Below are 22,812 nucleotides of genomic sequence, written 5' to 3'. Positions count from 1 at the left end.
CACGATTTCGGGGACACCCCCGCCGGCCCCCGAAGGTTGTTCGGGGGCCGGCGAGGATCGCGCTCCGCTGCGGAGCTGATGACCGGCGCGTGGCCAGCCGTAGGTTCGGCGCTCGGTTAGACGCCCTTCGGCTTCAGATACAGCACGCCCAAGGGAGGAACGGTCAGTGTGGCGGAGGCGGGCTGCCCGTTGCAGGCGCCTTCCACGGCGGTCACCACTCCCATGTTTCCAACCCCTGAGCCGCCAAATTCCGCGGCGTCAGTGTTGAGCGCCTCCACCCATTCGCCGGCCCAGGGCAGGCCGAGCCGGAAGTTCTCGTGCGGAGTGCCGGCGAAGTTCGCGATGCACACCAGCGGGTTGCCCTGGTGGTCGTACCGGATGAATGACAGCGCGTTGAGGGCGCCGTCGTTCTCGTTGATCCACTGGAACCCTGCCGGCTCGTTGTCGCGGTCAAACAGGGCCGGAGTGTTCCGGTAAATCTCGTTGAGCTGCCGCACGAGCAGCTGCACGCCCTTATGCTGCGGCGTATCCGTCAGGTACCAGTCCAGGCCGTACTGCTCGGACCATTCGGCTTCCTGGCCGAATTCGGTCCCCATGAAGATCAGCTGCTTGCCCGGATGCGCCCACTGGAAGGCCAGGTAGGCGCGCAGGTTGGCCAGCTGCTGCCAGCGGTCGCCGGGCATCTTGCGCAGCAGGGAGCCCTTGCCGTGCACAACCTCGTCGTGGCTGATCGGCAGCAGGAAGTTCTCCGTGTAGGCGTAGACCAGGGAGAACGTGAGCTTGGCGTGGTGATACATCCGGTTGATGGGGTCCTCGGACATGTACTCCAAGGTGTCGTGCATCCAGCCCATGTTCCATTTCAAACCAAAGCCGAGTCCGCCGCTGCTGGTGGGCTGAGTCACTCCCGGGAATGCAGTGGATTCCTCGGCGATCATGACGATGCCGGGCACCCTGCGGTAGGCGGTGGCATTGACTTCCTGGAGGAAGGAAATGGCCTCGAGGTTTTCCCGCCCACCGTAAATGTTGGGGCTCCACTGGCCTTCCGGCCGCGAGTAGTCCAGGTAGAGCATGGACGCCACGGCATCCACCCGGAGCCCGTCTATGTGGAACTCCTCCAGCCAGTAGATCGCGTTGGCCACGAGGAAGTTGCGCACCTCGCGGCGGCCGAAGTCGAAGACCAGCGTTCCCCAGTCGGGCTGCTCTCCGCGGAACGGGTCGCCGTGCTCGTAGAGCGTCTGGCCGTCGAATTTCGCCAGCGCCCATTCGTCCTTGGGGAAGTGGCCGGGGACCCAGTCCAGGATGACTCCGATGCCGGCCTGATGCAGTTTGTCCACCAGGTAGCGGAAATCGTCCGGGTGCCCGAACCGAGCGGTCGGAGCGAAATAGGAAGTGATCTGGTAGCCCCAGGACCCGCCGAACGGATGCTCGGCCACGGGCATGAACTCCACGTGGGTGAATCCCTGCCACGTCACGTACTCCGTCAGCTGGTCAGCCAACTGGCGGTAGTCCAGGCCCAGGCGCCAGGACCCCAAATGAACTTCGTAAACGCTCATCGGCGCGTTGTGGGGGTCGCGGGCTGCGCGGGCTTCCATCCACTCGCTGTCCTGGAAAACGTAAGTGGACTCAACGACCCGTGAACCGGTCAGCGGCGGCGTTTCCGTGCCCTGCGCCATGGGGTCGGCCTTTTCCCGCCAGATCCCGTCGCTGCCAAGGATTTCGTACTTGTACCGGGCACCGGGGCGGACGTCGGGAATGAAAATCTCCCAGACACCGGATCCGCCGAGTGAACGCATCGCATTAATCGTCCCGTCCCAGCCATTGAAATCGCCCTTGACACGCACTGCCTGGGCGTTTGGCGCCCACACCGCGAAACTGACGCCGTCGATGTTGCCGAGAATCGACTTGTAATGGTGCAGGTTGGCACCGAGCACCGTCCACAGCTTCTCGTGCCGGCCCTCACCAATGAGGTGCAGGTCGATTTCTCCCAAGGAAGGCAGGAATCGGTAGGGGTCGTCGAAGAGCTGGGGTTCCAGTCCTTCATACGTGACTTCGAGCCGGTAGTCGGGAACCTGGCCGGGCCGTTCCGCGGGAAGCGTGCCCACCCAAATGCCGTTGTGTTCGTGTTCCAGCCGGATCCGCCCCGCGGGTGTCACGGCAGTGACCGCCTTGGCGAGCGGGCGCAGGGTACGGATGGTTACCAGGCCCTGGTCGTCGAGATGGGCGCCAAGAATCGCATGCGGCTGGTAATACCGGCCTTCGGAAACCGCCTGCAGGACATCTGACGGGACGGGCAGCGGGTTACGGTGTGCCGGCGCCGCACTTGCGGCAGCGGGAACGACGGCGCCATCCGGCTGGGCGGGCAACACGGGTTCCGTGGTTCCCTCCGCAGCATCGGGGCGCGCGGGCGAGACGGGGTCCGTGGTGGGGTTCGTCTCGGGATCGGGCTGCGGGGTCTTATTCACTGAATCTTCTTCCTGCCTGCTCGTCCCGTAGGCCTGCTTGCGTGCCTGTTCGAGAATCTGCCGCACGGCAGCAACGGGCACACGGATCCAATCGGGACGGTTGCGGATTTCATAAACAACTTCGTAGAGGGCCTTGTCGAGCCAAAGGGCCAGGTACAGCGGATCGCTGCGGTTGATCTGCGTGCCGGTTTCCTTCTCATAACCGCGCAGGAACGCCTCAGAGGCCGTCGCAGCCCAGCGCGCGGCCTCGAGGTCTCGGCGCTGCTGCTTGCGGGACCCGGACGCAGCGCCCCCGTCGTCCGCAGCGGCGCCCTCAACGAGCGATACACCGGCGGCGTAGTCGATGGAACGGAGCATGCCCACCACGTCACGCAGGGGAACGTCCGGGACGCTGCGCTCCTCGGCCGGCCGCAGCGGCTCGCCCTCGAAATCCAGGACCATCCAGCCGTGGCTGCCGGATTTCAGGACCTGGCCCAGATGGTAATCGGCATGGATGCGCTGGAGGTTGGGCAGTGTCTCGAGACCGGCGATCTGCCGGAGCAGATACTCCAACGGTTCGTCGTACTCCCCCACGTAGCTCCGGGCTTCCTTCCAGGCCCACCGGATGCGGTTGCCCAGGGACTCCAGGAACTCGGAGCGCTCTGCGGCGCTGGGCGGCTGGCTGCCGAAGGCCTGCGCCAACTGGCGGTGAATCCGGCCGGTCACCGCTCCGAGTTCTTCCGCCTCGGCGGTGAAATCGGACGTATTCAGCGCAGCCGCGGAGGCGGTGCGCCAGGCGTCTTCACTGTTGGGAATGAACTCCCGCAGCACGCTCAGGTGCCCGGTGACCCAGGTATCGCCGTCGTCCGCCAGCGGATCGCGCCAGCTGCCGGTGACCCAGCCCAGGGTGGCCGGCACATCGCGGGAGCCCGCGGCCGTCAGTTTCGCGCTGACCTCGACGTCCGGGCTCACGCCCGCGGCCAGGACGCGGTAGAACTTCACGATCAGTTGGCTGGGTTCGACGGGAACCACCACCGAGGTGTTCGACTGCTCGCCCTTCATCAACTTGGCGGGAACGGTTTCCGCAAACGGCGGCCACTGTTCAAAGCCGCCCAGCGCGACGCCGTGCGTGTGCCCGTCGACGGTCGCCGACTGGGTGCGCATCAGCTCCAGCCATGCAGTCACGAACACCGGGTCGGCGGCGCCGTCGTACAGCCAGCGCTCCCCGAGTTCCTGGTGCTGCGCCCGCCCCAGCAGGGAGGCGGCCAGCTCCGGAACCGGTGCGCCGTGATAACTGACGGGAACACTGACGATGTCGGTGCGCTGGCCCGAGCTGACGGCAATGAGGTGAACCTCCAGCTCCACCAGGCCGGCGGGATCTTCCAGCCGGATGCCGCCCACCCGGTCCAGGGTGACGTCCCGGCCCTTCGCAGGGAACCAGCGCTGCTCCGGAAGCCACGCTGTCAGCAGTTCAGGCAGGGACGGCGTCAGCTTGGTCATTTTTTCACTGCCTCCGAAATGGGAATCAGGGGAATCGCTTCAGTTGCGGGCGAGGACATGTTGGATTTCGGCGAACGCAGCCGCAGCCAGTAGAAGTCGTGGCTGCCCAGGGTCAGGGTTACCGAACCGTCTGCGCCGAAGGCGGGGAACGGAGTTCCGCCGAACGCGTCGCGCAGGCCCCGGCCGGCAAATTCCGGCAGGCTTACCGTGGCGGAAACGGGGTGCTGGGACAGGTTGAAGATGCAGAACATGACTTCCCCGACCTCGCCCTCGGGGTTGTCCGCCGGCAGCTCGCGCAGGAACGCCAGCACCGATTCGGCTTCGGTGGGAACGTTCCGGTAGGAGCCCAAACCGAACGCGGGATGCGTCCGGCGCACCATGATCATCTGCCGGATCCAGTGCAGGAGCGAGCTGGAGCTGGCCAGCTGCGCTTCAACGTTCACGTGGTTGTAGTGGTAAACCAGCGACTGCACCACCGGCAGGTACAGCTTGCCGGGGTCGGCGGTGGAGAATCCGGCGTTGCGGTCGGGGTTCCACTGCATGGGCGTGCGGGACGAATCACGGTCCTCGAGCCAGATGTTGTCGCCCATGCCCAGCTCGTCACCGTAGTACAGGAAGGGACTTCCCGGCAGCGAGAGCAGCAGTGCGTGGATGAGTTCGATTTCCGACCGCGAGTTGTCCAGCAGCGGAGCCAGCCGGCGGCGGATACCGATGTTGGCCCGCATGCGCGAATCCGGGGCATACCAGCCGAGCATCGCCTGGCGTTCCTCGTTGGTCACCATCTCCAGCGTCAGCTCGTCATGGTTGCGCAGGAAGGTGCCCCACTGGGCCCCTGCCGGAATCGCCGGGGTTTCCTCCATCGTCTGCACAATGGGGGCGGCCTTCTGGTCGCGCAGCGCGTAGAACAGGCGGGGCATGATCGGGAAGTGGAAGGCCATGTGGCATTCCGCTCCGGTTTCGTCGCCGAAGTACTCCACGACTTCGTGCGGCATCTGGTTGGCCTCGGCGACGATCACGCGGCCGGGGTAGTTCTCGTCCACCATTGTGCGCAGGTCCTTGAGGAACCGGTGGGTGGCCGGCAGGTTCTCGCAGTTGGTGCCGTCTTCTTCAAACAGGTACGGGATCGCATCGGCGCGGAAACCGTCGATGCCCTGGTCGAGCCAGAACCGGACGACGTCGAAAATCGCCTCCACGACCTTGGGGTTCTCGAAGTTCAGGTCCGGCTGGTGGCTGAAGAACCGGTGCCAGTAGAACTGGCGCCGCACAGGGTCGAAGGCCCAGTTGGACTCTTCGGTGTCCACGAAGATGATCCGTGCGTCTTCGTACTTCTGGTCGGTGTCCGACCAGACGTAGAAGTCCCCGTACGGGCCTTCCGGGTCATTGCGGGACTCCTCGAACCAGGGATGCTTGTCGGAGGTGTGGTTCAGCGGCAGGTCGATGATGACCCGGACGCCGCGGGCGTGGGCTTCTGCCACCAGCCGCTTGAAGTCGCTGATGGTGCCGAACTCGTCCAGGACGTCGTAGTAGTCGGAGATGTCATAGCCGCCGTCGCGCAGCGGCGACTTGAAGAACGGAGGCAGCCAGAGGCAGTCCACGCCCAGCCACTGCAGGTAGTCAAGCTTGTCGATCAGGCCGGTGAAATCGCCGGAGCCGTCTCCGTTGGCGTCCGAGAAGCCGCGGACCAGCACCTCGTAGAAAACCGCCTTGCGGTACCAATGCGGGTCATTGGTGAGACCGGGTGCGTGCAGCTGAAACGGGTTGGGCACTAGGAGTTCCTCCGGATTGACAGGATGTGGGCGGGCTCGAAATGGGCGTCAAGCCGGACATAGTTTTCGGCTCCCCAGCGCCAGCTTTGACCGCTGATGAGGTCATCCACCCAGAACGTGCCGTCCTCGTTGAAGTCTTCAGGGTTCAGGTGCAGGGCTGCCAGGTCCAGGGAGACCGTGCATTCCCGGGCGCTGTGGGGGTCGGTGTTGACTACGATGATCAGGGTATCCCGACTCGACGGGTCCGCGGGGCGGACCTGTTTGTGTTTGGAATAGACCACTGTGGCTTCGTCGGTGCTGGAATGCACTGTCAGGTTCTGCAGGTCCCCGAGCGCCGGGTGGAAGCGGCGGATATCATTGAGCCGCGTGATGTAGGGAACCAGGCTGCGACCCTCGGCGATGGCGCCGGCGAAGTCCCGCTGCTTGTACTCGAACTTCTCATTGTCGATGTACTCCTCGGCGCCGGGGCGGGCCACGTGTTCGTACAGCTCATAGCCGGCGTACATTCCCCACAGCGGGCTGGCGGTGGAGGCCAGAACGGCGCGGATCTTGAATGCGCCGGGTCCGCCGTACTGCAGGAACTCGGTCAGGATGTCAGGGGTGTTCACGAAGAAGTTCGGCCGGAAGAATGCCGCCGTTTCCGACGAGACCTCGGTGAAGTACTCCTCCAGTTCCTGGCGGGTGTTGCGCCAGGTGAAGTACGTGTAGGACTGCTGGAAGCCGGCCATGCCCAGGGCGTGCATGACCGCCGGGCGGGTGAAGGCCTCGGCCAGGAAAATCACGTCAGGATGCTTGTCGTTGACCGACTTGATCAACCACTCCCAGAACTTCAGCGGTTTGGTGTGCGGGTTGTCGACGCGGAAGATCTTGACTCCGTGCCCGATCCACATCAGCACGATGCGGAGTATTTCCTCCGACAGCCCGGTGTAATCGTTGTCGAAGTTCAGCGGATAGATGTCCTGATACTTCTTCGGCGGGTTCTCGGCGTACGCGATCGAGCCGTCCACGCGTGTGGTGAACCACTCCGGATGGCTGCTGACCCACGGGTGGTCCGGGGAGGCCTGCAGCGCCAGGTCAATGGCCACTTCGAGGTTGAGCTCGCGTGCGGTGTCCACGAAGGCATCGAAGTCGGCGAAGGTGCCCAGATCAGGGTGGATGGCGTCGTGCCCGCCTTCAGGCGAGCCGATGGCCCAGGGCGAGCCCGGATCCAGCGGCCCGGCGACCAGGGTGTTGTTCGGCCCCTTCCGGTGGGTGGTGCCGATGGGATGGACCGGAGGCAGGTAGATGACGTCGAAGCCCATGCCGGCAACCCGTTCCAGGCTGCGCGCCGCCGTCCGGAACGTCCCCGAGGTCCACTCGCGGGTGGCGGGGTCCTGGATGGCGCCTTCGGAGCGGGGAAAGAACTCGTACCAGGCGCCGCGCCCGGCCAGCTCGCGTTCCACTCGGATGGGATAGCGCGGGCTGCTCGTCACCAGGTCCCGGAGCGGTTCCCGGCTCAGGGCGGCCAGCACGGCATCGGTTGCGGCAGCGGCAAAACGTTCCTCAACGGGCAGCGTGGAGTCTGCGAGCGCCGCGCCGGCGGCGGCCAGCACTGCGGCGTCGCCTTCACTGCGTCCGTCGCCTGACCCGCGCTGCGCTGCAGCTGACTCAAAAAGTGCCGCGCCTTCGGCGAGCATCAGTTCCACGTCCACGCCGGCGTTGATCTTCACTTCGGCATTGTGGTGCCAGGTGCCGTACAGATCGGCCCAGCCTTCGACGGCGAAACTCCAGTCGCCGGTGCTTTCCGGCCGCAGCAAGCCGCCCCAGCGGTCCAGGCCGATTCCCACGGGATCCAAGCGGACCCGTTGCACTTCCCGGCCTTCGGGGTCATAGAGGACGGCGCTGACTCCCACAAGGTCGTGGCCCTCACGGAACACCGTGGCCCCTACTACGAGGTCTTCTCCGGGAATGGCTTTGGCCGGGATGCGGCCGCATTCCACCACCGGGGTCACATTGATGATGGGAATCCGGCCGAACCGGAGTTCCTCGGCGGACAGGTCTTTGGATGGCATCGCACTGGAACTGGTCACAGACTAGACGTTAGCGATAATCGGGGCAGATTGCTAAGCCAACGTACTTTCCGGTGTTTTTGCGCCGGTGGTGCAGTGTATTGCGTTTATTCCGCGGCCCCTGCGGAGCTTGCGGGCCTGGATGTCATTTCGCTGTTTCTTTCGCTCAAGCATCCCTTTTGGCCTGGGGTTTGCGCTACCGTAATCCGGGTGAAGGCAATTCGAAGGTTTACCGTCCGGACAGTCCTCCCCGACAGCATTGCCCCGCTGAGCAAGCTGGCCTCTAACCTGCGGTGGTCTTGGCATGAGCCCACCACGCGGCTTTTCGCCGACCTGGATCCCGCTGCCTGGCAGGCGAGCGGCCGGGATCCGGTTAAGTTCCTCGGTTCCGTCAGCCGCGCCAGCCTGGAGCGAATGGCGAGCGACGCCGGCATGGTGGAACGGATCCAAGCCCTTGGCGCCGATCTTGACACCTATCTGGATGATCCCCGCTGGTATCAGACCCTCGGTGACGACGCCCCCAGGTCCATCGCCTACTTCTCCCCGGAATACGGCATCAGCGCCGTGCTGCCGCAGTATTCCGGCGGTCTGGGCATCCTCGCCGGCGACCACTTGAAAGCCGCTTCGGATCTGGGTGTGCCGCTGGTCGCCGTCGGGCTGCTCTACCAGGCCGGATACTTCAAGCAGGCGCTGTCCCGCGACGGGTGGCAGCTCGAGACGTACCCCGTCCTGGACCCCAACGGCCTGCCGCTGACCCTGCTCCGTGAAGAAGACGGCACGCCGGCCCGCGTGAGCCTTCCCCTGCCCAACAACCGGCGGCTTTCCGCGCAGATCTGGCGGGCCGACGTCGGACGCGTTCCCCTGCTGCTGCTGGATTCGGATGTGACCGGAAATGACGACGCCGCCCGCGGCATCACCGACCGGCTGTACGGCGGCGGCGGCGATCACCGGCTGCAGCAGGAATTGCTGCTGGGCATGGGCGGAATCAAGGCGCTGCGGGTGCATGAACGGCTGTCCGGAAGCCCCGCACCGGAAGTTTTCCACACCAACGAGGGCCACGCCGGATTCCTGGGCGTCGAGCGGATCCGGGAACTCATGGACAACGGCATGGGCTGGGAGGAAGCCCTGACGGTCAGCCGCTCCAACACCGTGTTCACCACCCACACACCCGTTCCGGCCGGCATCGACCGCTTTGACCAGGCCCAGATCCGGCATTTCTTCAGCGCCGGCCTCGCGCAGTCAGTGCCCACGGACAAGGTGCTGGGGCTGGGAGCCGAAACGTACTCGGGCGGAGACCCGGCCAAGTTCAACATGGCGGTAATGGGGCTGCGCCTGGCGCAGCGGGCCAACGGCGTGGCCAAGCTTCACGGAGAAGTTTCCCGGGACATGTTCTCCGGCCTGTGGCCGGGGTTCGACGTCGCGGAGGTTCCGATCACGTCCGTCACCAACGGCGTGCACGTGCCGTCCTGGGTGGATCCCGAGCTGACCAAGCTGGCCAGGGAAAAGTTCGGCGTGGAAACGGTCCACGACCGCGACTGGAGCCGCGCCTACGAGATCAGCGACCAGGACCTGTGGGATCTGCGCCGGCGCCTGCGCTCGAACCTGATAACCGACGTCCGGCGGCGGGTGCGGTCCGCATGGCGCAAGCGCGGGGCCACTAACCCCGAGCTGGCGTGGACCGAGAACGTCCTGGACCCCGACGTCCTGACCATTGGATTTGCCCGCCGCGTCCCCACCTACAAGCGCCTGACCCTGATGCTGCGGGATCCCGTCCGGCTGAAGGCGCTGCTGCTGCATCCCACGCATCCCATCCAAGTGGTGGTCGCGGGCAAGTCGCATCCTGCCGATGAACAGGGGAAGCGGATGATCCAGGACCTCGTCCGGTTCACTGACGATCCCGAGGTGCGGCACCGGATCGTGTTCCTACCCAACTACGACATCGCCATGGCCCGCACCCTGTTCCCGGGCTGTGACGTCTGGCTGAATAATCCGCTGCGGCCGCTGGAGGCCTCCGGCACCTCCGGCATGAAGTCAGCGATCAACGGCGGCCTGAACCTTTCCGTCCTGGACGGCTGGTGGGACGAAATGTTCGACGGCGACAACGGTTGGGCCATCCCCTCGGCGAATCCCACCAAGGGTGCGTACACCCGGGAGATGTACGACCCGGACCAGCGCGATGATCTGGAAGCCTCGGCGCTCTATGACCTGTTGGAGAATTCCGTCACGCCCCTGTTCTACGGCAAGGAACCCCCCGCCTCCGCCGGCGCCGCGGGCCCGTCCGACGCCCCGTCCGGGGCCCTGCCGAGTGAGTGGCTCGAAATGGTCAAGCACACGCTCGCCGACCTCGGGCCCGCAGTATCGGCGAACCGCATGCTGCGCGAATATGTGAACCGGTTGTACCGCCCGGCCGGGCAGTCCGGGCGCGCCGCGTCCGCTGACAACTTCGCCGCGGCCAAGGACCTGGCCGCCTGGATCACCCGGATCCGCGACGGCTGGTCCGGGGTTTCGGTGGAGCATGTGGATTCGATCGGCATCACCGACGATCCGCAGATCGGCGACCAGCTCACGGTGCAGGCCTACGTGTCCCTGGGGTCCCTGCGCCCGGAGGACGTCAGCGTGGAAGTGGCCTACGGCAAGGCGCTGGAAAACGACCAGCTCAGCGACCCCCGCACCACGGAACTGGACCAGGCGGAGGATCTGGGGTCCGGGCGGCACCTCTTTTCGGGCACCATCGGCATTGAGCACGCCGGCCCCTTCGGCTACACCGTACGGGTCCTCCCGGTGCACCCGGGCCTGGCTTCCAAGGCCGAGCTGGGCCTGGTGGCCAACGCCTAGGCGCGGTAGAGGCTGACGGAGTTGGCGGGGAGGACGTCCTTCTCGCCGCCGCGGCGCTGTCCACCGGTGCGCGCCTGCGCGTCGGCGGCAGTGCTGAGCAGCAATTCGTACGAGTGGTCTTCGTCGCGGACGGCGCCCGAGCCGCGCAGCGCCTGCGCATCCGGCAGGACGATGTCCGTGTCTTCCAGCGACCCGTTCAGCACAAACAGGCCGTTGAGCTCCCCGGCAGGCGAGCCGACCAGCAGCTGGACCACCCGGGTGCCGGGATCCTGCCACTTGTCCTGCGCCATGGGCTGCCCGTCTGCGTCGAACCAGAGCAGCGAGGTTCCCCGCGAGTCGGCGGGGAACCGGTACGGCTGGGAGGCCAGGAAATACTGCCGCAGGCGCAGGAGCGTGCGCGTGAACTCCAGCATCCGCTCCGCCTCCGGGTCCAGGTCCCAGTGCAGCCAGGTGAGGGGGCCGTCCTGGCAGTACGCGTTGTTGTTGCCCTGCTGGGTGCGTCCCAGCTCGTCGCCGGCAGTAATCATCGGAACGCCCAGGGACATCAGCAGCGTGGCCATGAGGTTCCGTGCGGTCTGGGCACGCCGGACAGCTATCTGTTCGTCGGCTGCCGGGCCCTCTGCTCCGTGGTTGTAGCTGCGGTTTTCGCTGTTTCCGTCCCGGTTTCCTTCGCCGTTGGCCTCGTTGTGCTTGTGTTCATACGCCGTGAGGTCCGCGAGGGTAAACCCGTCGTGGGCGGTAACCAGGTTAATCGAGGACAGCGCGGTGCGGCCGGAGCCGGCGAAAAGGTCGGCGGAACCGGCCAACGATCCGGCAATCCGGGCCACGGAGCCGCCCGTGCCGCCGGCTGCCAGTGCCGCCTGGTCCCGCAGCCAGAAGTCCCTGGTGGTATCCCGGAACCGGTCGTTCCAGTCAGCCCAGCCCGGCGGGAAGTTGCCGGTCTGCCAGCCGTCCGGCCCAATGTCCCAGGGTTCGGCAATCAACTTGATTTCGTTCAGCGCGGGGTCCGCCGCCAGAGCGATGAGGAAGGGGTGCCGCCGGTCAAACGCGCCGTCGGCGCCGCGGCAGAGCGCAGGAGCCAAATCGAACCGGAAACCGTCCACCTGGTACTCCTGCACCCAGTGGCGCAGCGAGTCCAGGGCCATTTGAATGACCCGCGGCTCACTGAAGTCCAGGGTGTTGCCGCAGCCGGTGGTATCGACGTAACGTCCTTCGCCGTCGTGGCGGTAGTAGCGTTCGTCGCCGAGCCCCCGCCAGCTCAGCGGCGGCTGGTCCCGGGTTCCTTCGGCCGTGTGGTTGTACACCACGTCCAGGAGAACCTCGAGGCCGCCCTCGTGCAGGGACTTGACCATGCCCTTGAACTCGTCCTGCACGGCCTTGGCGCCGGCGGCCTGCGCGGCCCGGGTGGCGTACCCGGCGTGCGGCGCGAAGAAGCCCAGGGTGTTGTAGCCCCAGTAGTTGCCCAGTCCCAGCTTCCGCAGGTGCTCCTCATCGGTGTGGAAGTGGACCGGCAGCAGCTCCACGGAGGTAATCCCCAGCCGCTGGAGGTAGTCCACCATGACCGGATGCCCAAAGCCCGCGTACGTGCCCCGAAGCTCCTCGGGGATCCCGGGATGGAGCATGGTCTGTCCGCGGACGTGCGCCTCGTAGATGACGGTGTCGCGCCAGGGAATGTGCGGTTGCCGCGAGGAACCCCAGTCAAAAGCGGAGTCGACGTGCACGGAGAAGTACAGCGGCACGTCGCCGGAGACCGGAATCTCGTCAATGCCGCGCCCGTACGGATCCAGCAGCAGCTGGAAGGTGCCCGGCTCCCCGGGCACCTCCTTCCCCTGCGGCCAGAACCCGTAGCGGCCGCCATGGGACAGGCCCGTGACGCGCCCGTGGTGGATGCCCGCGACATACTCGCCCAGGGGCTCCGAGGTCCAGATCCCCGGAGCCTTCTCGAAATAGACGTCGACGCCGGCAAGCCCCGGCGCATAGACGGAGACGTTAACGGTTCCCGGCACTTCATCGACGCCGGGAACCGAAGTCCTCACGCCCAAGGGGAACGGCCGGGAAGCGCGCCGCGCGGCGGCTTGGCCCTGCGGAATACTGGTCAGGTCTGCCATGCTGCCTCTCGGACTGCTCCGCTGCGGTTTAGGCGGAACGCTGCCGTGAAATCTCGTACAGGCTGATGCCCACCGCCATGGAAGCATTCAGCGATTCCATGGCCGAATCGATGGGAATGGACACGATCTGGTCGCAGTTTTCGCGGACCAGGCGGGACAGGCCCTTGCCTTCGGAACCCACAACGATGCAGATCGGATCCTTGGCCAGGACAATGTTCGGCAGCGACACGTCGCCGTCGCCATCCAGGCCGAGCACGAAGATGCCCATTTTCTTGAAGGCCTTCAACGCACTGTTCAGGTTGCCGGCGCGGGCGACCGGCACGCGGACGGCTGCGCCTGCGCTGGTCTTCCAGGCGGAGGCGGTCATGCCCACGGCCCGGCGTTCCGGCACGATGACGCCGTGCGCGCTGAACGCTGATGCGGAGCGGATGATCGCGCCGAGGTTGCGCGGGTCGGTGATGCCGTCCAGCGCCACGAACAGCGGGGCGTTGCGGATGTGCCCCTTCCTCCAAGCCTCGATGGTTTCCTGGGCCAGGTCCATGGGATCGGCGTAGTCATACGGCGGGATCTGCAGGACAAGGCCCTGGTGCACGGCCTCGTTGGTCATGCGGTCCAGCTCGGGCTTGTGGGTCTCCATGACGGGCAGGCCGCGGTCGGCCGCCATCTTCAGGGATTCGCGGACGCGGTCGTCCATGTCGATCCGCACGGCCACATGCAGGGCCTTGGCGGGGATGCCGGCGCGCAGTGCCTCCACGACGGAGTTGCGGCCGGTGACGACTTCCTCAGCCACCTTGCCGCGGACGTTGGTGCCGCTGCGGCCACCGGCTGCGCGGGTGTCGCCGCCGCGCTTGGCTGCCGAGCGCTCGGCAAGCTGCTTGTTCTTGAATGCCTTGTGGTAGGGGCGCTCTTCAGCCTTGGGTGTGGGTCCTTTACCCTCAAGAGCCTTGCGGCCCAATCCACCGGTGCCCCCGCTGGGGCCCTTTTTGGCTTTACGCATTGCGCCGGGACGTCCGTTGTTGGCCATCGATTACACCTTAAACCTAGAAGAAAGCATTACTTCTAGTTTACGCAGGCTCCCGGGCCGCCGCTGCACACGCGTTGGGAGTGTACTCCCAAAGCTAAATCAGGCCCTAACCGGGGCCTGGTTCCGGATCTCCGTTCAGCCCGCGGCCAGGGTCCAGCTGGCCCCGTCCGGGGTGTCCTCCACTGTGATGCCGGCCGCGGCCAGTGAATCCCGGATGGCGTCGGCGCGGGCCCAGTCCTTCGCGGCGCGGGCGGCGCGCCGCTCTTCCAGCTGCGCCTGGATCAAGGTGTCCAGCGCCCGGTGCTCGGGCCCGGCGGAGCGTGCGGGCTGCTGCACGGCGTCGAGTCCCAGTGCCGCGGTCATGGTGAGCACCGCGTGCAGGGCCTCCCGGGCCGCTGCAACATTTCCCTCGGCAAGTGCCGTGTTGCCGGCGCGGACCGTTTCGTGCAGGACGGCGAGGGCCTGCGGCACATTGAGGTCATCGTCCATCGCCTCGGCGAAGGCCGCCGGCATGGAACCGCTGCTCGGGACGAAGCCGGAGTCGCCGGTGCCGTGAACCCTGGCCCGGGCCTTGCTGATGAAGGTGTCGATGCGCTCGACGGCGGCCGCGGCTTCCTGCAGGGAGGTGGGCCGGTAGTCCAGCACGGACCGGTAGTGGGCCTGGCCCAGGTAATAGCGCACCACTCGCGGTGAGGCCTCGCGGAGCATTTCCGCGGGGCTGACCGTGTTGCCGATGGATTTGGACATCTTCTCGCCCTCGAAGGTGACCATGCCGTTGTGCATCCAGAAATTGGCGAAACCGTCGCCGGCCGCCTGCGACTGCGCCATCTCGTTCTCGTGGTGCGGGAAGCGCAGGTCCAGGCCCCCGCCGTGGATGTCGAACTGCGGGCCGAGGTACTTCGTGACCATGGCCGAGCACTCCAGATGCCAGCCCGGGCGGCCCTTGCCCCAGGGGCTGTCCCATGCCGCGGTTTCGGGCTCGCCCTCCTTGTGGCCCTTCCACAGCGCAAAGTCGCGCGGGTCGCGCTTGCCGCGGGGGCCGGCGTCGGGCGCTGCCTGCATGTCGTCAATGTTCTGCCGGGTCAGTGAGCCGTACTTGTTCCAGGACCGGACATCGAAGTAGACGTCGCCGGACTCGTCCAGCGCGGGGTAGGCGTGGCCGGCGTCGATGAGGCGGCTGATGAGCGTGTGCATTTCCGGAATGTGGCCGGTGGCGCGGGGCTCGTAGGTGGGCCGCTGCACGCCGAGGGTGTCGTAGGCTGCTGCGAATTCCTGCTCAAAGCGGTAGGCCAGCGCCCACCACGGCTCGTCGGGAACAACGCCGGCCGACGATTCGGCGCCCACCGAGTCCGCGGCCTTGGCCAGGATCTTGTCGTCGATGTCGGTGACGTTCCGGACCGTGGTGACGCGGAAGCCGCGCCACTGCAGCCACCGGGTGAGCTGGTCGAACACAATGGCGGAGCGGATGTGGCCCACGTGCGGCATGCCCTGGACGGTGGCGCCGCAGTAGTACAGGCTCACCTCGCCCTCCTTCAGGGGAACGAAGTCGCGGACCTGCGCAGTTGCGGTGTCATAGAATCTCAAGCTCACCGCTCTAGGCTATCGCGCCTTCCGAGCCGCGCCGGGCCTTCTATGACGCAAAGGTACCCTCGACCCGCACGACGACGGCGGTTGCCACCGCGGCGATGCCCTCGCCGCGGCCGGTGAAGCCGAGGCCGTCGGTGGTGGTGGCCGAGACGCTGACCGGGGCTTGGGCCGCTCCGCTCAGGATTGCTTCGGCTTCGGCGCGGCGCGGCGCGAACTTGGGCCGGTTGCCGATCAGCTGGACAGCAATGTTGCCGATCTCGAATCCCGCACCGCGGACGATCCGTGCCGCTTCCGCCAACAGGGTGGTGCCCGAGGCGCCGGCATATTCGGGCCGGTCGGTGCCGAAGTGGGTGCCCAGGTCACCGAGTCCGGCTGCGGAGAACAGTGCGTCGGCCGCGGCGTGGGCCACCGGGTCGCCGTCGGAGTGGCCGGCCAGGCCGCGCTCGCCGTCCCAAAGGACTCCTGCCACCCACAGCGGGCGCGGGGCGTCGTCGGGCGCGAAGGCGTGAACGTCAACGCCGACGCCGGTGCGGGGAAGGTTCACAGCTGCCATCAGTCAGTCCTTGGAGTTGTCGGAATTGCGGGCCAGCACCGCTTCGGCCAGCAGGAGGTCGAGCGGGGTGGTGATCTTCAGCGAAAGCTCTGACCCCTCAACGACGTACACCGGTGTTCCCAGTGATTCGGCCAGCATCGCGTCGTCGGTCACGGCTGCGGCGCGGGCTTCGTCGAATTCCCGGGCAGCGTGATGGGCGCGGCGCAGCAGGGCGGCGTCGAAACCCTGCGGCGTCTGCACGGCGCGGAGCGTGGAGCGGTCGGGGGTGCCGGTGACCACGCGCGCGGCCATGCCGGCCTGTTCGGGGGCAGTGGCTGCCGTGGTCTTTACCGTGTCGGTCACGGCCACAGCGGGGATGACAGCGGCGGCGCCGGCCGCCAGCGCGGCAGCCACCCGCCGGAAGACCTCCGGCGGCGTCAGCGCCCGTGCCGCGTCATGGACCAGGACCGCGTCGAGGTCCGGAGGAAGGGCCTGCAGGGCGGCCCGGACGGAATCGGCGCGGGTGGCACCGCCGTCGACCACGGTCAGGGTGCCGGTGGCCCCGGCATCTCGGCACAGGGACCGCATGACGGTGTCACCTGCCGGCACGGCAACGCTGATCGCTGCGGCGATCCCGGAGGCCTCGATTCCGCGGAGGGCGTGGGTAAGGAGGGCGGCGCCGGCCAGCGGCACCTGGGCCTTGGGGATGCCGTAGCCCAGCCGCTGCCCCGATCCGCCTGCTACGAGGATGACGCCGATCCGCTGCTCGCGGGAAACTGTTGAAGACACCCCTTCAGCCTAGTGCCCGGCGAAAGCGCCGGTTAAAAGCAGGCTGCTTAAAGACAAAATGCCGGCCCCGAAGGACCGGCAGCGTGCCGTGGTGCTGCTTTGTTCGATGACGCCGTGCGGTTAGCTTGCCAGAACTTTGTCCAGGACAACTGCGGCCTGGTCTTCGTCCGTCTTTTCAGCCAGTGCCAGTTCCGAAATCAGGATCTGGCGGGCTTTTGCGAGCATGCGCTTTTCTCCTGCAGAAAGGCCGCGGTCGTGGTCGCGGCGCCAGAGGTCACGCACAACCTCGGCCACCTTCACCACGTCACCGGACGCAAGCTTCTCCAGGTTTGCCTTGTACCGGCGGGACCAGTTGGTGGGCTCTTCGGTGAGCTCGGCACGCAGCACATCAAACACGTGCTCCAAGCCTTCCTTGCCCACTACGTCGCGCACTCCAACGAGATCGACGTTCTCAGCCGGTACTTCTATGGTCAGATCACCCTGTGCCACCTTAAGCTTGAGATACATCTTCTCTTCGCCCTTGATGGTCCGCATCTTGATCTCTTCGATCTTCGCGGCACCGTGGTGAGGATAAACAACTGTTTCGCCAACCTCAAAAACCATGTGGACTTTCCCCTTTCCCAGCCTCCAGTTTACCATGGGCGCGACACGCCGAGAAGAGTTTTCGCAGGTCAGGTACCGGATCGTGACCCGCGTAGGTAGTATTCGGCCCTCGGTCCGCATTCCCACCTGCGGCGATGTCTCTGCGGAGGTGTCTTTCACATACCTCCGCGGGGGCATGAAAATCCAACATTTTGGCTCTTTGCCGATAGGCTAGGCACAAAAGATAGCCGCAGGTCGCGAGACCGCAACACCCCAGGAGTTTTGTGCTGTGAGATTCACACCCAAGAACCGTGCGCAGCGAGCTGCTGCCGCCGGTGTAATTGCGCTGGCCGTACTGGGAGTCTCCAGCTGCAGCGCAGTGAACGAGCAGGCAACGGTACGCGAGTACTCGCCTTCGGACGGCATCGTCGAAAATGTCGGTGAAGTTGAGCTGCGGAACATCCTGGTGGTCAGCAACGGCGACGGCGAAGCCGGCCGTCTGCTCGGCACCGTGGTGAACGCTTCTCCCGAAGCCGTGGACTTTTCACTGGCCCTGGGCGGAACCACGCTGACGTGGAACATCGGCGCCGGAGACAAAGTGGTCTTCGAGGACACTCCCTCCTCCGAGGTAACGGTTCCCAACGTCGACACGCTGCCCGGCACGGGCCTGCGGGCGGACGCCAGCAACGGCACGGAGACCGTGGACCTGGACGTTCCCGTTGTTGACGGCACCCTTGAGTCCTACCGCGAGTACCTGCCGACGCCGGCCGGAACGCCGTCGGACATGGCCACCATGCTTCCGTCGGACCAGGCTGACACTGAGCAGGACACCGGCGCCGACACGGGCGTGGCGACGGAACCGGCCGCGTCGCACTAACCGGCCCAGGCCGGTGGCGCGGCGCGAAGCCCGCATCACCGCAGCGAACTCAGGTAGAGGGACCCGGCTCAGCCGGGTCCCTCTTTCTGTGGGCCGCATTCCTCGGGGCCGCATTCCTGTGGGCCGAAGAACTTATGCGTGAGTTTCAGGATCAGGTTTCAAATTTGTACCCCAGACCGCGCACTGTCACCAGGTACCGGGGCAGGGACGGATCCGGCTCGATCTTTCCGCGCAGGCGTTTGACGTGCACGTCGAGGGTTTTCGTGTCACCCACGTAGTCGGCGCCCCAGATCCGTTCGATCAGCTGGCCGCGGGTCATAACGCGGCCGGAGTTGCGCAGGAGCATCTCCAGCAGCTCGAACTCCTTCAGGGGCAGCGGGGTGTCGACGCCGTTGACGGTCACAACATGCCGGTCCAGGTCCATGCGCACCGGCCCGGCCTCCACGGTGGGCCCCGTGAGGTCGCCGCCGTCGCTGCGACGCCGAAGAACAGCCCGGATCCGGGCCAGCAGCTCCCGTGAGCTGTACGGCTTGGTGACGTAGTCGTCGGCGCCGATTTCCAGGCCCACCACCTTGTCGATCTCCCCGTCCAGGGCAGTCAGCATAATGACCGGAACGTCGGAGCGCTGGCGGATCTGCCGACAGACCTCGGTGCCCGGCTGGCCCGGCAGCATCAGGTCCAGCAGGATTAGGTCTGCGCCGTGCCGGTCGAACTCGATGACGGCGTCGGCGCCGTTGTCCACCACGCGGACGTCGAAGCCCTCCCGTCCCAGCAGGTAGGACAGAGGATCGCTGAAGGATTCCTCGTCTTCGACAATCAGGATGCTGCTCAAGCGCTGACTCCTTGTTCGTGTATGTCTCCGCCGGCCGGCGGAGACACCCTGCTGGATCTGGGCCCTGCCGGGGCGCGGTCCTGCAACCGGGCCGGAGGCGTCTCTGCGGACTCCATTTCCGGCAGCCGCACGGTGAACGTTGACCCCTGCCCCGGCTGGGACCAGAGGTTTATTTCGCCGCCGTGATTGGACACCACATGTTTGACGATGCTCAGTCCCAGGCCGGTTCCGCCGGTGTGCCGGGACCGTGCGCTGTCGATGCGGTAGAAGCGTTCGAAGATCCGCTCCTGGTCTTCGGGGTGGATTCCCGGCCCCTGATCGGTGACGGCCACCTGCGCCATGCCGTCCCGGGAGCGCAGCCCCACGCCCACCCGACTGCCGGCGGGCGCGTAGCGGATCGCGTTGTCGATCAGGTTGCGGAAGGCAGTGGTGAGCATCTTCGCGTCCCCGTAGACGGACCCTTCAACGGAGCCGCCGACGACGACGGTGGTGTTCCGGTTCTCGGCGGGCAGCCGGTTGGCTTCGACGGCGTCGGCGACAAGCTGGTTGATGTCCACCTCGCGGGCCCGGTCCACCATGTCGGTGCTCTGCAGGCGCGACAGTTCGATGATGTCCTGCACCAGGGCCGTGAGCCGAGCAGACTCCTTGCTCATTCTGGCGGCAAAGCGGCGCACCGCCTCCTCATCTCCGGCAGCGTCGTCCAGGGCTTCGGCGAGCAGTGAGATGGCGCCGACGGGGGTCTTCAGCTCGTGCGACACGTTGGCAACAAAGTCGTTGCGGACTTCCTCGGTGCGCGCGATTTCGGTGCGGTCGTCCGCCAGGATGAGGATGTATTCCTCCCCCACGGTGGCCACCCTGACCTGCAGAATGGTGCTGCCCTGGCCCAGCGGGCCGCGCTGCAGCTCCAGTTGCCGCTCTTCGATGACGCCGTCGCGGCGAACGCGGCCCGTCATCTCCAGCAGCTCGGGCGGAACCAGCGTGTGCCCGCGGACCAGGCCGAAGGCGTAGGCGCCGGGACTGGCCCGGATCACGCCGTCGACCGCGTCAACCACAATGTAGGCGCGCCCGATGACGGCCAGCACCTCGGCGGCTCCGTCAGGGATGGCCGGGTCGTCTTCGGCGGCCAGCTCCCGGCGCTGATGCCGGCTGGCCACATACGCGAGCACACCGGACACTCCCACGGCCAGGCCGAGGATCCCGGCAACCAAGCCCAGCAATACAGGATTCACTCTCCTAGCTTAGGCTGACCGGCGAGACCCGGGAGGACCCGCGGTGGCATAAGTCCCTGCGTTAAACTAACGTTCATCTGAAGATGCCCAACGGTTAACCCTCAACTGAAATCCTGCCAATGCGGCCGTGACAAGCAGCTGCAGGGACGTTGGACGAGTGCTGCATAAGTGAAAGGACCCGAAGTGCGTAAGGTTTTCCAAGCCGAGCTTCATCAGATTGGCGAAGAGCTGACCCAGATTTCCGAGCTCGTCACCGAAGCGATGCAGAAAGCCACCCTCGCCTTCGAAGGTGCTGACACCGAGCTGGCGCAGGATGTCATCGCCGCCGATGCCCGGATTGATTTCCTCCAGAATGACCTCGACGAACGCGCCATCGACGTCCTCGCCCTGCAGGGGCCGGTCGCCAGTGACCTGCGCATGATTGTTGGATCCCTGCGGATGAGTGCATCGCTGGAACGGATGGGTGACCTCGCCCGGCACATCGCCCAGCTGGCCCGCCTCCGCTACCCCGAGCACGTGGTTCCGGATCCCATGGTGGAAACCTTCAGCGAGATGGCCCGCCTGGACATCCGCATTTCCGAGCTGCTCACCGAGCTTCTGGAAACACGGAATCTGGACCTGAGCGTTGAAATCTACGCCTGCAACTCCCGGATCAATGAGCTCCATGCCAGTGTTTTCAAGGCCGTGGCCGCACCCGATTGGCAGGTGTCGGCGGTCAGCACCGTGGACCTGACCCTGGCCAGCCGCTACTTTGAACGCTTCGCCGACCACGGCGTCTCCGTGACGCGCAAGGTGAACTATTTGGTCACCGGCGAGTGGCAGCCGATGTCGGAGTCCAGCCGCTAGGTTCCGCCAGCACGTTCAGCAAAGAGTTTCAAAGACTAAGGGCGGCCCCGCGGGGCCGCCCTTAGTCTTTGCTGTGCTTACCGGTGCGGGAGCTTACTTCTTCTTGCCCTGGTTGGCCACGGCCTGGATGGAGGCGGCTGCGGCTTCCGGATCCAGGTAGGTGCCGCCGGCCTTGACCGGCTTCAGGTTCTCGTCCAGTTCATAAACCAGCGGAATGCCGGTGGGAATGTTGACGGCCGCGATGTCCGTGTCGCTGATGCCGTCCAGGTGCTTGACCAGGGCGCGCAGCGAGTTGCCGTGGGCGGCGATCATGACCGTCTTGCCGGCCTTGATGTCCTGTGAGATGTCGGACTCCCAGTAGGGCAGGAAGCGCTCGAGAACATCCTTGAGGCACTCGGTGCGGGGCAGCTCGTCCGAAGCCAGGTCCGCATACCGGGGATCGTGGGCCTGGGAAAACTCGCTGTCGTCAGGCAGGGGCGGCGGCGGGGTGTCGTAGGAGCGGCGCCACAGCATGAACTGTTCTTCACCGTACTCAGCGAGGGTCTGTGCCTTGTCCTTGCCCTGGAGCGCACCATAGTGACGCTCATTCAGGCGCCAGCTGCGCTTCACATCGATCCAGATGCGGTCAGCAGCACCCAGGGCGATGTTGGCCGTGTTGATGGCCCGCTGAAGACGCGACGTGTAGAGGATGTCAGGCAGGATGTCGGCCTCCACCAGCAGCTCGCCGCCGCGGAGGGCTTCGGCCCGGCCCAGGTCCGTCAGATCCACGTCCACCCAGCCGGTGAACAGGTTCTTCTCATTCCATTCGCTCTGGCCATGGCGCAGAAGGATCAGTTTGTAAGTCATATAAGTCATGGTAACGGAGGACCCGGGACCGGGGCAGGCCGGTGACCGCCCCTGGCGCTCCGCCGGCGCCGTTCCAGTCACCGCCCGGCCGTGACAGGCGCCGGCGCCGCCGGCAGTGTCCGGAGAAGTGTTCGCCGAGCCGTAATATTGTTTGGTGAAAAAGCCGCAAAAACCCGTAGGAAATGTGACCAGGGGCACTACAAACCCGAACCGGTTGCGGCGTGTGGATCGATGGCTTGCCGGTCCGCAGGGCTGGAGGCTGAGGCGCGCCGCGGACCCGCTCATCATTGACCTCGGTTACGGCGCCGCCCCCACCACCGCCGTTGAACTCCACACCCGGCTGGGCCGCATCCGCCCGGATGTCGACGTCGTGGGCATTGAAATCGATCCGGCGCGGGTGCGCTCAGCGAAATCGCTGGAGCGGGAAGGCCTGTCGTTTCGGCAGGGCGGATTCGAACTGCCGGTGGACGGACGGCGGCCGGTCATGGTCCGCGCGTTCAACGTCCTGCGCCAGTATTCCGAAGACGAATACGGCGCCCATTGGGACATGGTCCGGTCCCGGCTCGCTGCCGGAGGCATTTTCGTGGACGGAACCTGCGACGAAATCGGCAGGCGCTCCACGTGGGTTGAACTGGACTCAACCGGGCCGCTGTCGCTGAGCATCTCGCTGCGGTTCGGCGCGTTCGCGCTGCCTTCGGATGTGGCGGAGCGGCTGCCCAAGGCACTGATTCACCGCAACGTTCCGGGAGAGAAAATCCATGCCCTCCTGCAGGCCATGGACCAGTCATGGCTGCTGGCGGCTCCGCAGGCCTCCTACGGCAACCGGCAGCGCTGGCTCGCCATGTGTGCTGACCTGCGTGCGTCGGGCTGGCCGCTGCTGACGGGTCCGGCCCGCTGGCGCCTGGGGGAAATCACCGTCGCCTGGGACGCCGTCGAGCCTGCCTGAAGCGGGGGCACTGCCTGACGCAGC

Annotated in this window: 16 protein-coding genes; 4 read left to right on the top strand and 12 right to left on the bottom strand. The window is 66.0% G+C overall.

Annotated features, from left to right (window positions below; all coding sequences use genetic code 11):
• Positions 1-116: 116 nt before the first annotated feature.
• Genes glgB through QNO08_RS01895 form a run of 3 tightly spaced genes read right to left on the bottom strand, consistent with a single transcriptional unit; the run spans position 117 to position 7,758 of the window.
• Positions 117-3,941: a 1,4-alpha-glucan branching protein GlgB gene (gene glgB / locus QNO08_RS01905; RefSeq protein ID WP_229968062.1), complete on the bottom strand. Its 3,825-nt coding sequence runs from the start codon at positions 3,939-3,941 to the stop codon at positions 117-119.
• Positions 3,938-5,707 carry a maltose alpha-D-glucosyltransferase gene (gene treS, locus QNO08_RS01900; RefSeq protein ID WP_229968060.1) on the bottom strand — a complete coding sequence of 590 codons (1,770 nt, stop codon included), beginning with the start codon at positions 5,705-5,707 and terminating at the stop codon, positions 3,938-3,940. The genes glgB and treS overlap by 4 nt, the downstream gene beginning before the upstream one ends.
• Positions 5,707-7,758, bottom strand: a complete 2,052-nt coding sequence (locus QNO08_RS01895) for an alpha-1,4-glucan--maltose-1-phosphate maltosyltransferase (RefSeq protein WP_229968068.1) — start codon at positions 7,756-7,758, stop codon at positions 5,707-5,709. Before QNO08_RS01895 ends, treS begins: the two co-directional genes overlap by 1 nt.
• Before the next feature lie 207 nt (positions 7,759-7,965).
• Between QNO08_RS01895 and glgP the strand changes: the two genes are divergently transcribed.
• Entirely contained in the window at positions 7,966-10,590 is a 2,625-nt protein-coding gene (gene glgP / locus QNO08_RS01890) for an alpha-glucan family phosphorylase (protein WP_229968058.1), read from the top strand.
• Here glgP and glgX read toward each other — a convergent pair.
• From glgX to QNO08_RS01860, 6 genes are all read right to left on the bottom strand, one after another.
• Positions 10,587-12,698, bottom strand: a complete 2,112-nt coding sequence (gene glgX, locus QNO08_RS01885) for a glycogen debranching protein GlgX (RefSeq protein WP_229968056.1) — start codon at positions 12,696-12,698, stop codon at positions 10,587-10,589. The genes glgP and glgX overlap by 4 nt on opposite strands.
• Positions 12,699-12,726: 28 nt before the next feature.
• Positions 12,727-13,722, bottom strand: a complete 996-nt coding sequence (gene rlmB / locus QNO08_RS01880) for a 23S rRNA (guanosine(2251)-2'-O)-methyltransferase RlmB (RefSeq protein ID WP_229968054.1) — start codon at positions 13,720-13,722, stop codon at positions 12,727-12,729.
• 135 nt (positions 13,723-13,857) lie between these two features.
• Positions 13,858-15,312: a cysteine--tRNA ligase gene (cysS, locus tag QNO08_RS01875; protein ID WP_229968052.1), complete on the bottom strand. Its 1,455-nt coding sequence runs from the start codon at positions 15,310-15,312 to the stop codon at positions 13,858-13,860.
• Positions 15,313-15,352: 40 nt separating this feature from the next.
• Positions 15,353-15,862, bottom strand: a complete 510-nt coding sequence (gene ispF, locus QNO08_RS01870; protein ID WP_229968050.1) for a 2-C-methyl-D-erythritol 2,4-cyclodiphosphate synthase — start codon at positions 15,860-15,862, stop codon at positions 15,353-15,355.
• Positions 15,863-15,865: 3 nt separating this feature from the next.
• On the bottom strand, positions 15,866-16,630 hold the full coding sequence (gene ispD, locus QNO08_RS01865; RefSeq protein ID WP_229968048.1) for a 2-C-methyl-D-erythritol 4-phosphate cytidylyltransferase: 765 nt from the start codon (positions 16,628-16,630) through the stop codon (positions 15,866-15,868).
• 120 nt (positions 16,631-16,750) lie between these two features.
• The gene (locus QNO08_RS01860) at positions 16,751-17,233 is read right to left on the bottom strand and encodes a CarD family transcriptional regulator (protein WP_104055910.1); all 483 of its coding nucleotides are present in this window, start codon (positions 17,231-17,233) and stop codon (positions 16,751-16,753) included.
• Between the two features lie 268 nt (positions 17,234-17,501).
• Here QNO08_RS01860 and QNO08_RS01855 point away from each other — a divergent pair, with 268 nt between their 5' ends.
• Positions 17,502-18,089 carry a hypothetical protein gene (locus QNO08_RS01855; protein WP_229968046.1) on the top strand — a complete coding sequence of 196 codons (588 nt, stop codon included), beginning with the start codon at positions 17,502-17,504 and terminating at the stop codon, positions 18,087-18,089.
• 151 nt (positions 18,090-18,240) lie between these two features.
• On the opposite strand, the gene QNO08_RS01850 is transcribed toward QNO08_RS01855, so the two are convergent.
• Together QNO08_RS01850 and QNO08_RS01845 are read right to left on the bottom strand one after the other, a co-directional pair.
• Positions 18,241-18,921, bottom strand: coding sequence for a winged helix-turn-helix domain-containing protein (locus QNO08_RS01850; RefSeq protein ID WP_229968045.1), 681 nt, complete (start codon positions 18,919-18,921; stop codon positions 18,241-18,243).
• A complete protein-coding gene (locus QNO08_RS01845; protein WP_229968042.1) occupies positions 18,918-20,150 on the bottom strand; it encodes a sensor histidine kinase in 1,233 nt (410 codons plus the stop codon). Before QNO08_RS01845 ends, QNO08_RS01850 begins: the two co-directional genes overlap by 4 nt.
• A gap of 183 nt (positions 20,151-20,333) precedes the next feature.
• Here QNO08_RS01845 and phoU point away from each other — a divergent pair, with 183 nt between their 5' ends.
• Positions 20,334-20,996 carry a phosphate signaling complex protein PhoU gene (gene phoU / locus QNO08_RS01840; protein WP_229968040.1) on the top strand — a complete coding sequence of 221 codons (663 nt, stop codon included), beginning with the start codon at positions 20,334-20,336 and terminating at the stop codon, positions 20,994-20,996.
• A 93-nt stretch (positions 20,997-21,089) separates the two neighbouring features.
• On the opposite strand, the gene QNO08_RS01835 is transcribed toward phoU, so the two are convergent.
• Positions 21,090-21,842 carry a phosphoglyceromutase gene (locus QNO08_RS01835; protein ID WP_229968038.1) on the bottom strand — a complete coding sequence of 251 codons (753 nt, stop codon included), beginning with the start codon at positions 21,840-21,842 and terminating at the stop codon, positions 21,090-21,092.
• Positions 21,843-22,065: 223 nt separating this feature from the next.
• Here QNO08_RS01835 and QNO08_RS01830 point away from each other — a divergent pair, with 223 nt between their 5' ends.
• Positions 22,066-22,788 carry a class I SAM-dependent methyltransferase gene (locus QNO08_RS01830; protein ID WP_229968036.1) on the top strand — a complete coding sequence of 241 codons (723 nt, stop codon included), beginning with the start codon at positions 22,066-22,068 and terminating at the stop codon, positions 22,786-22,788.
• Positions 22,789-22,812: the final 24 nt, after the last annotated feature.

The organism is Arthrobacter sp. zg-Y820 (genome assembly GCF_030142155.1).
In the GTDB taxonomy this organism is placed as follows: Bacteria; Actinomycetota; Actinomycetes; order Actinomycetales; family Micrococcaceae; genus Arthrobacter_B.
Note: the sequence above shows the minus strand (reverse complement) of the source record. Positions and strands in the feature narration are given on the sequence as shown.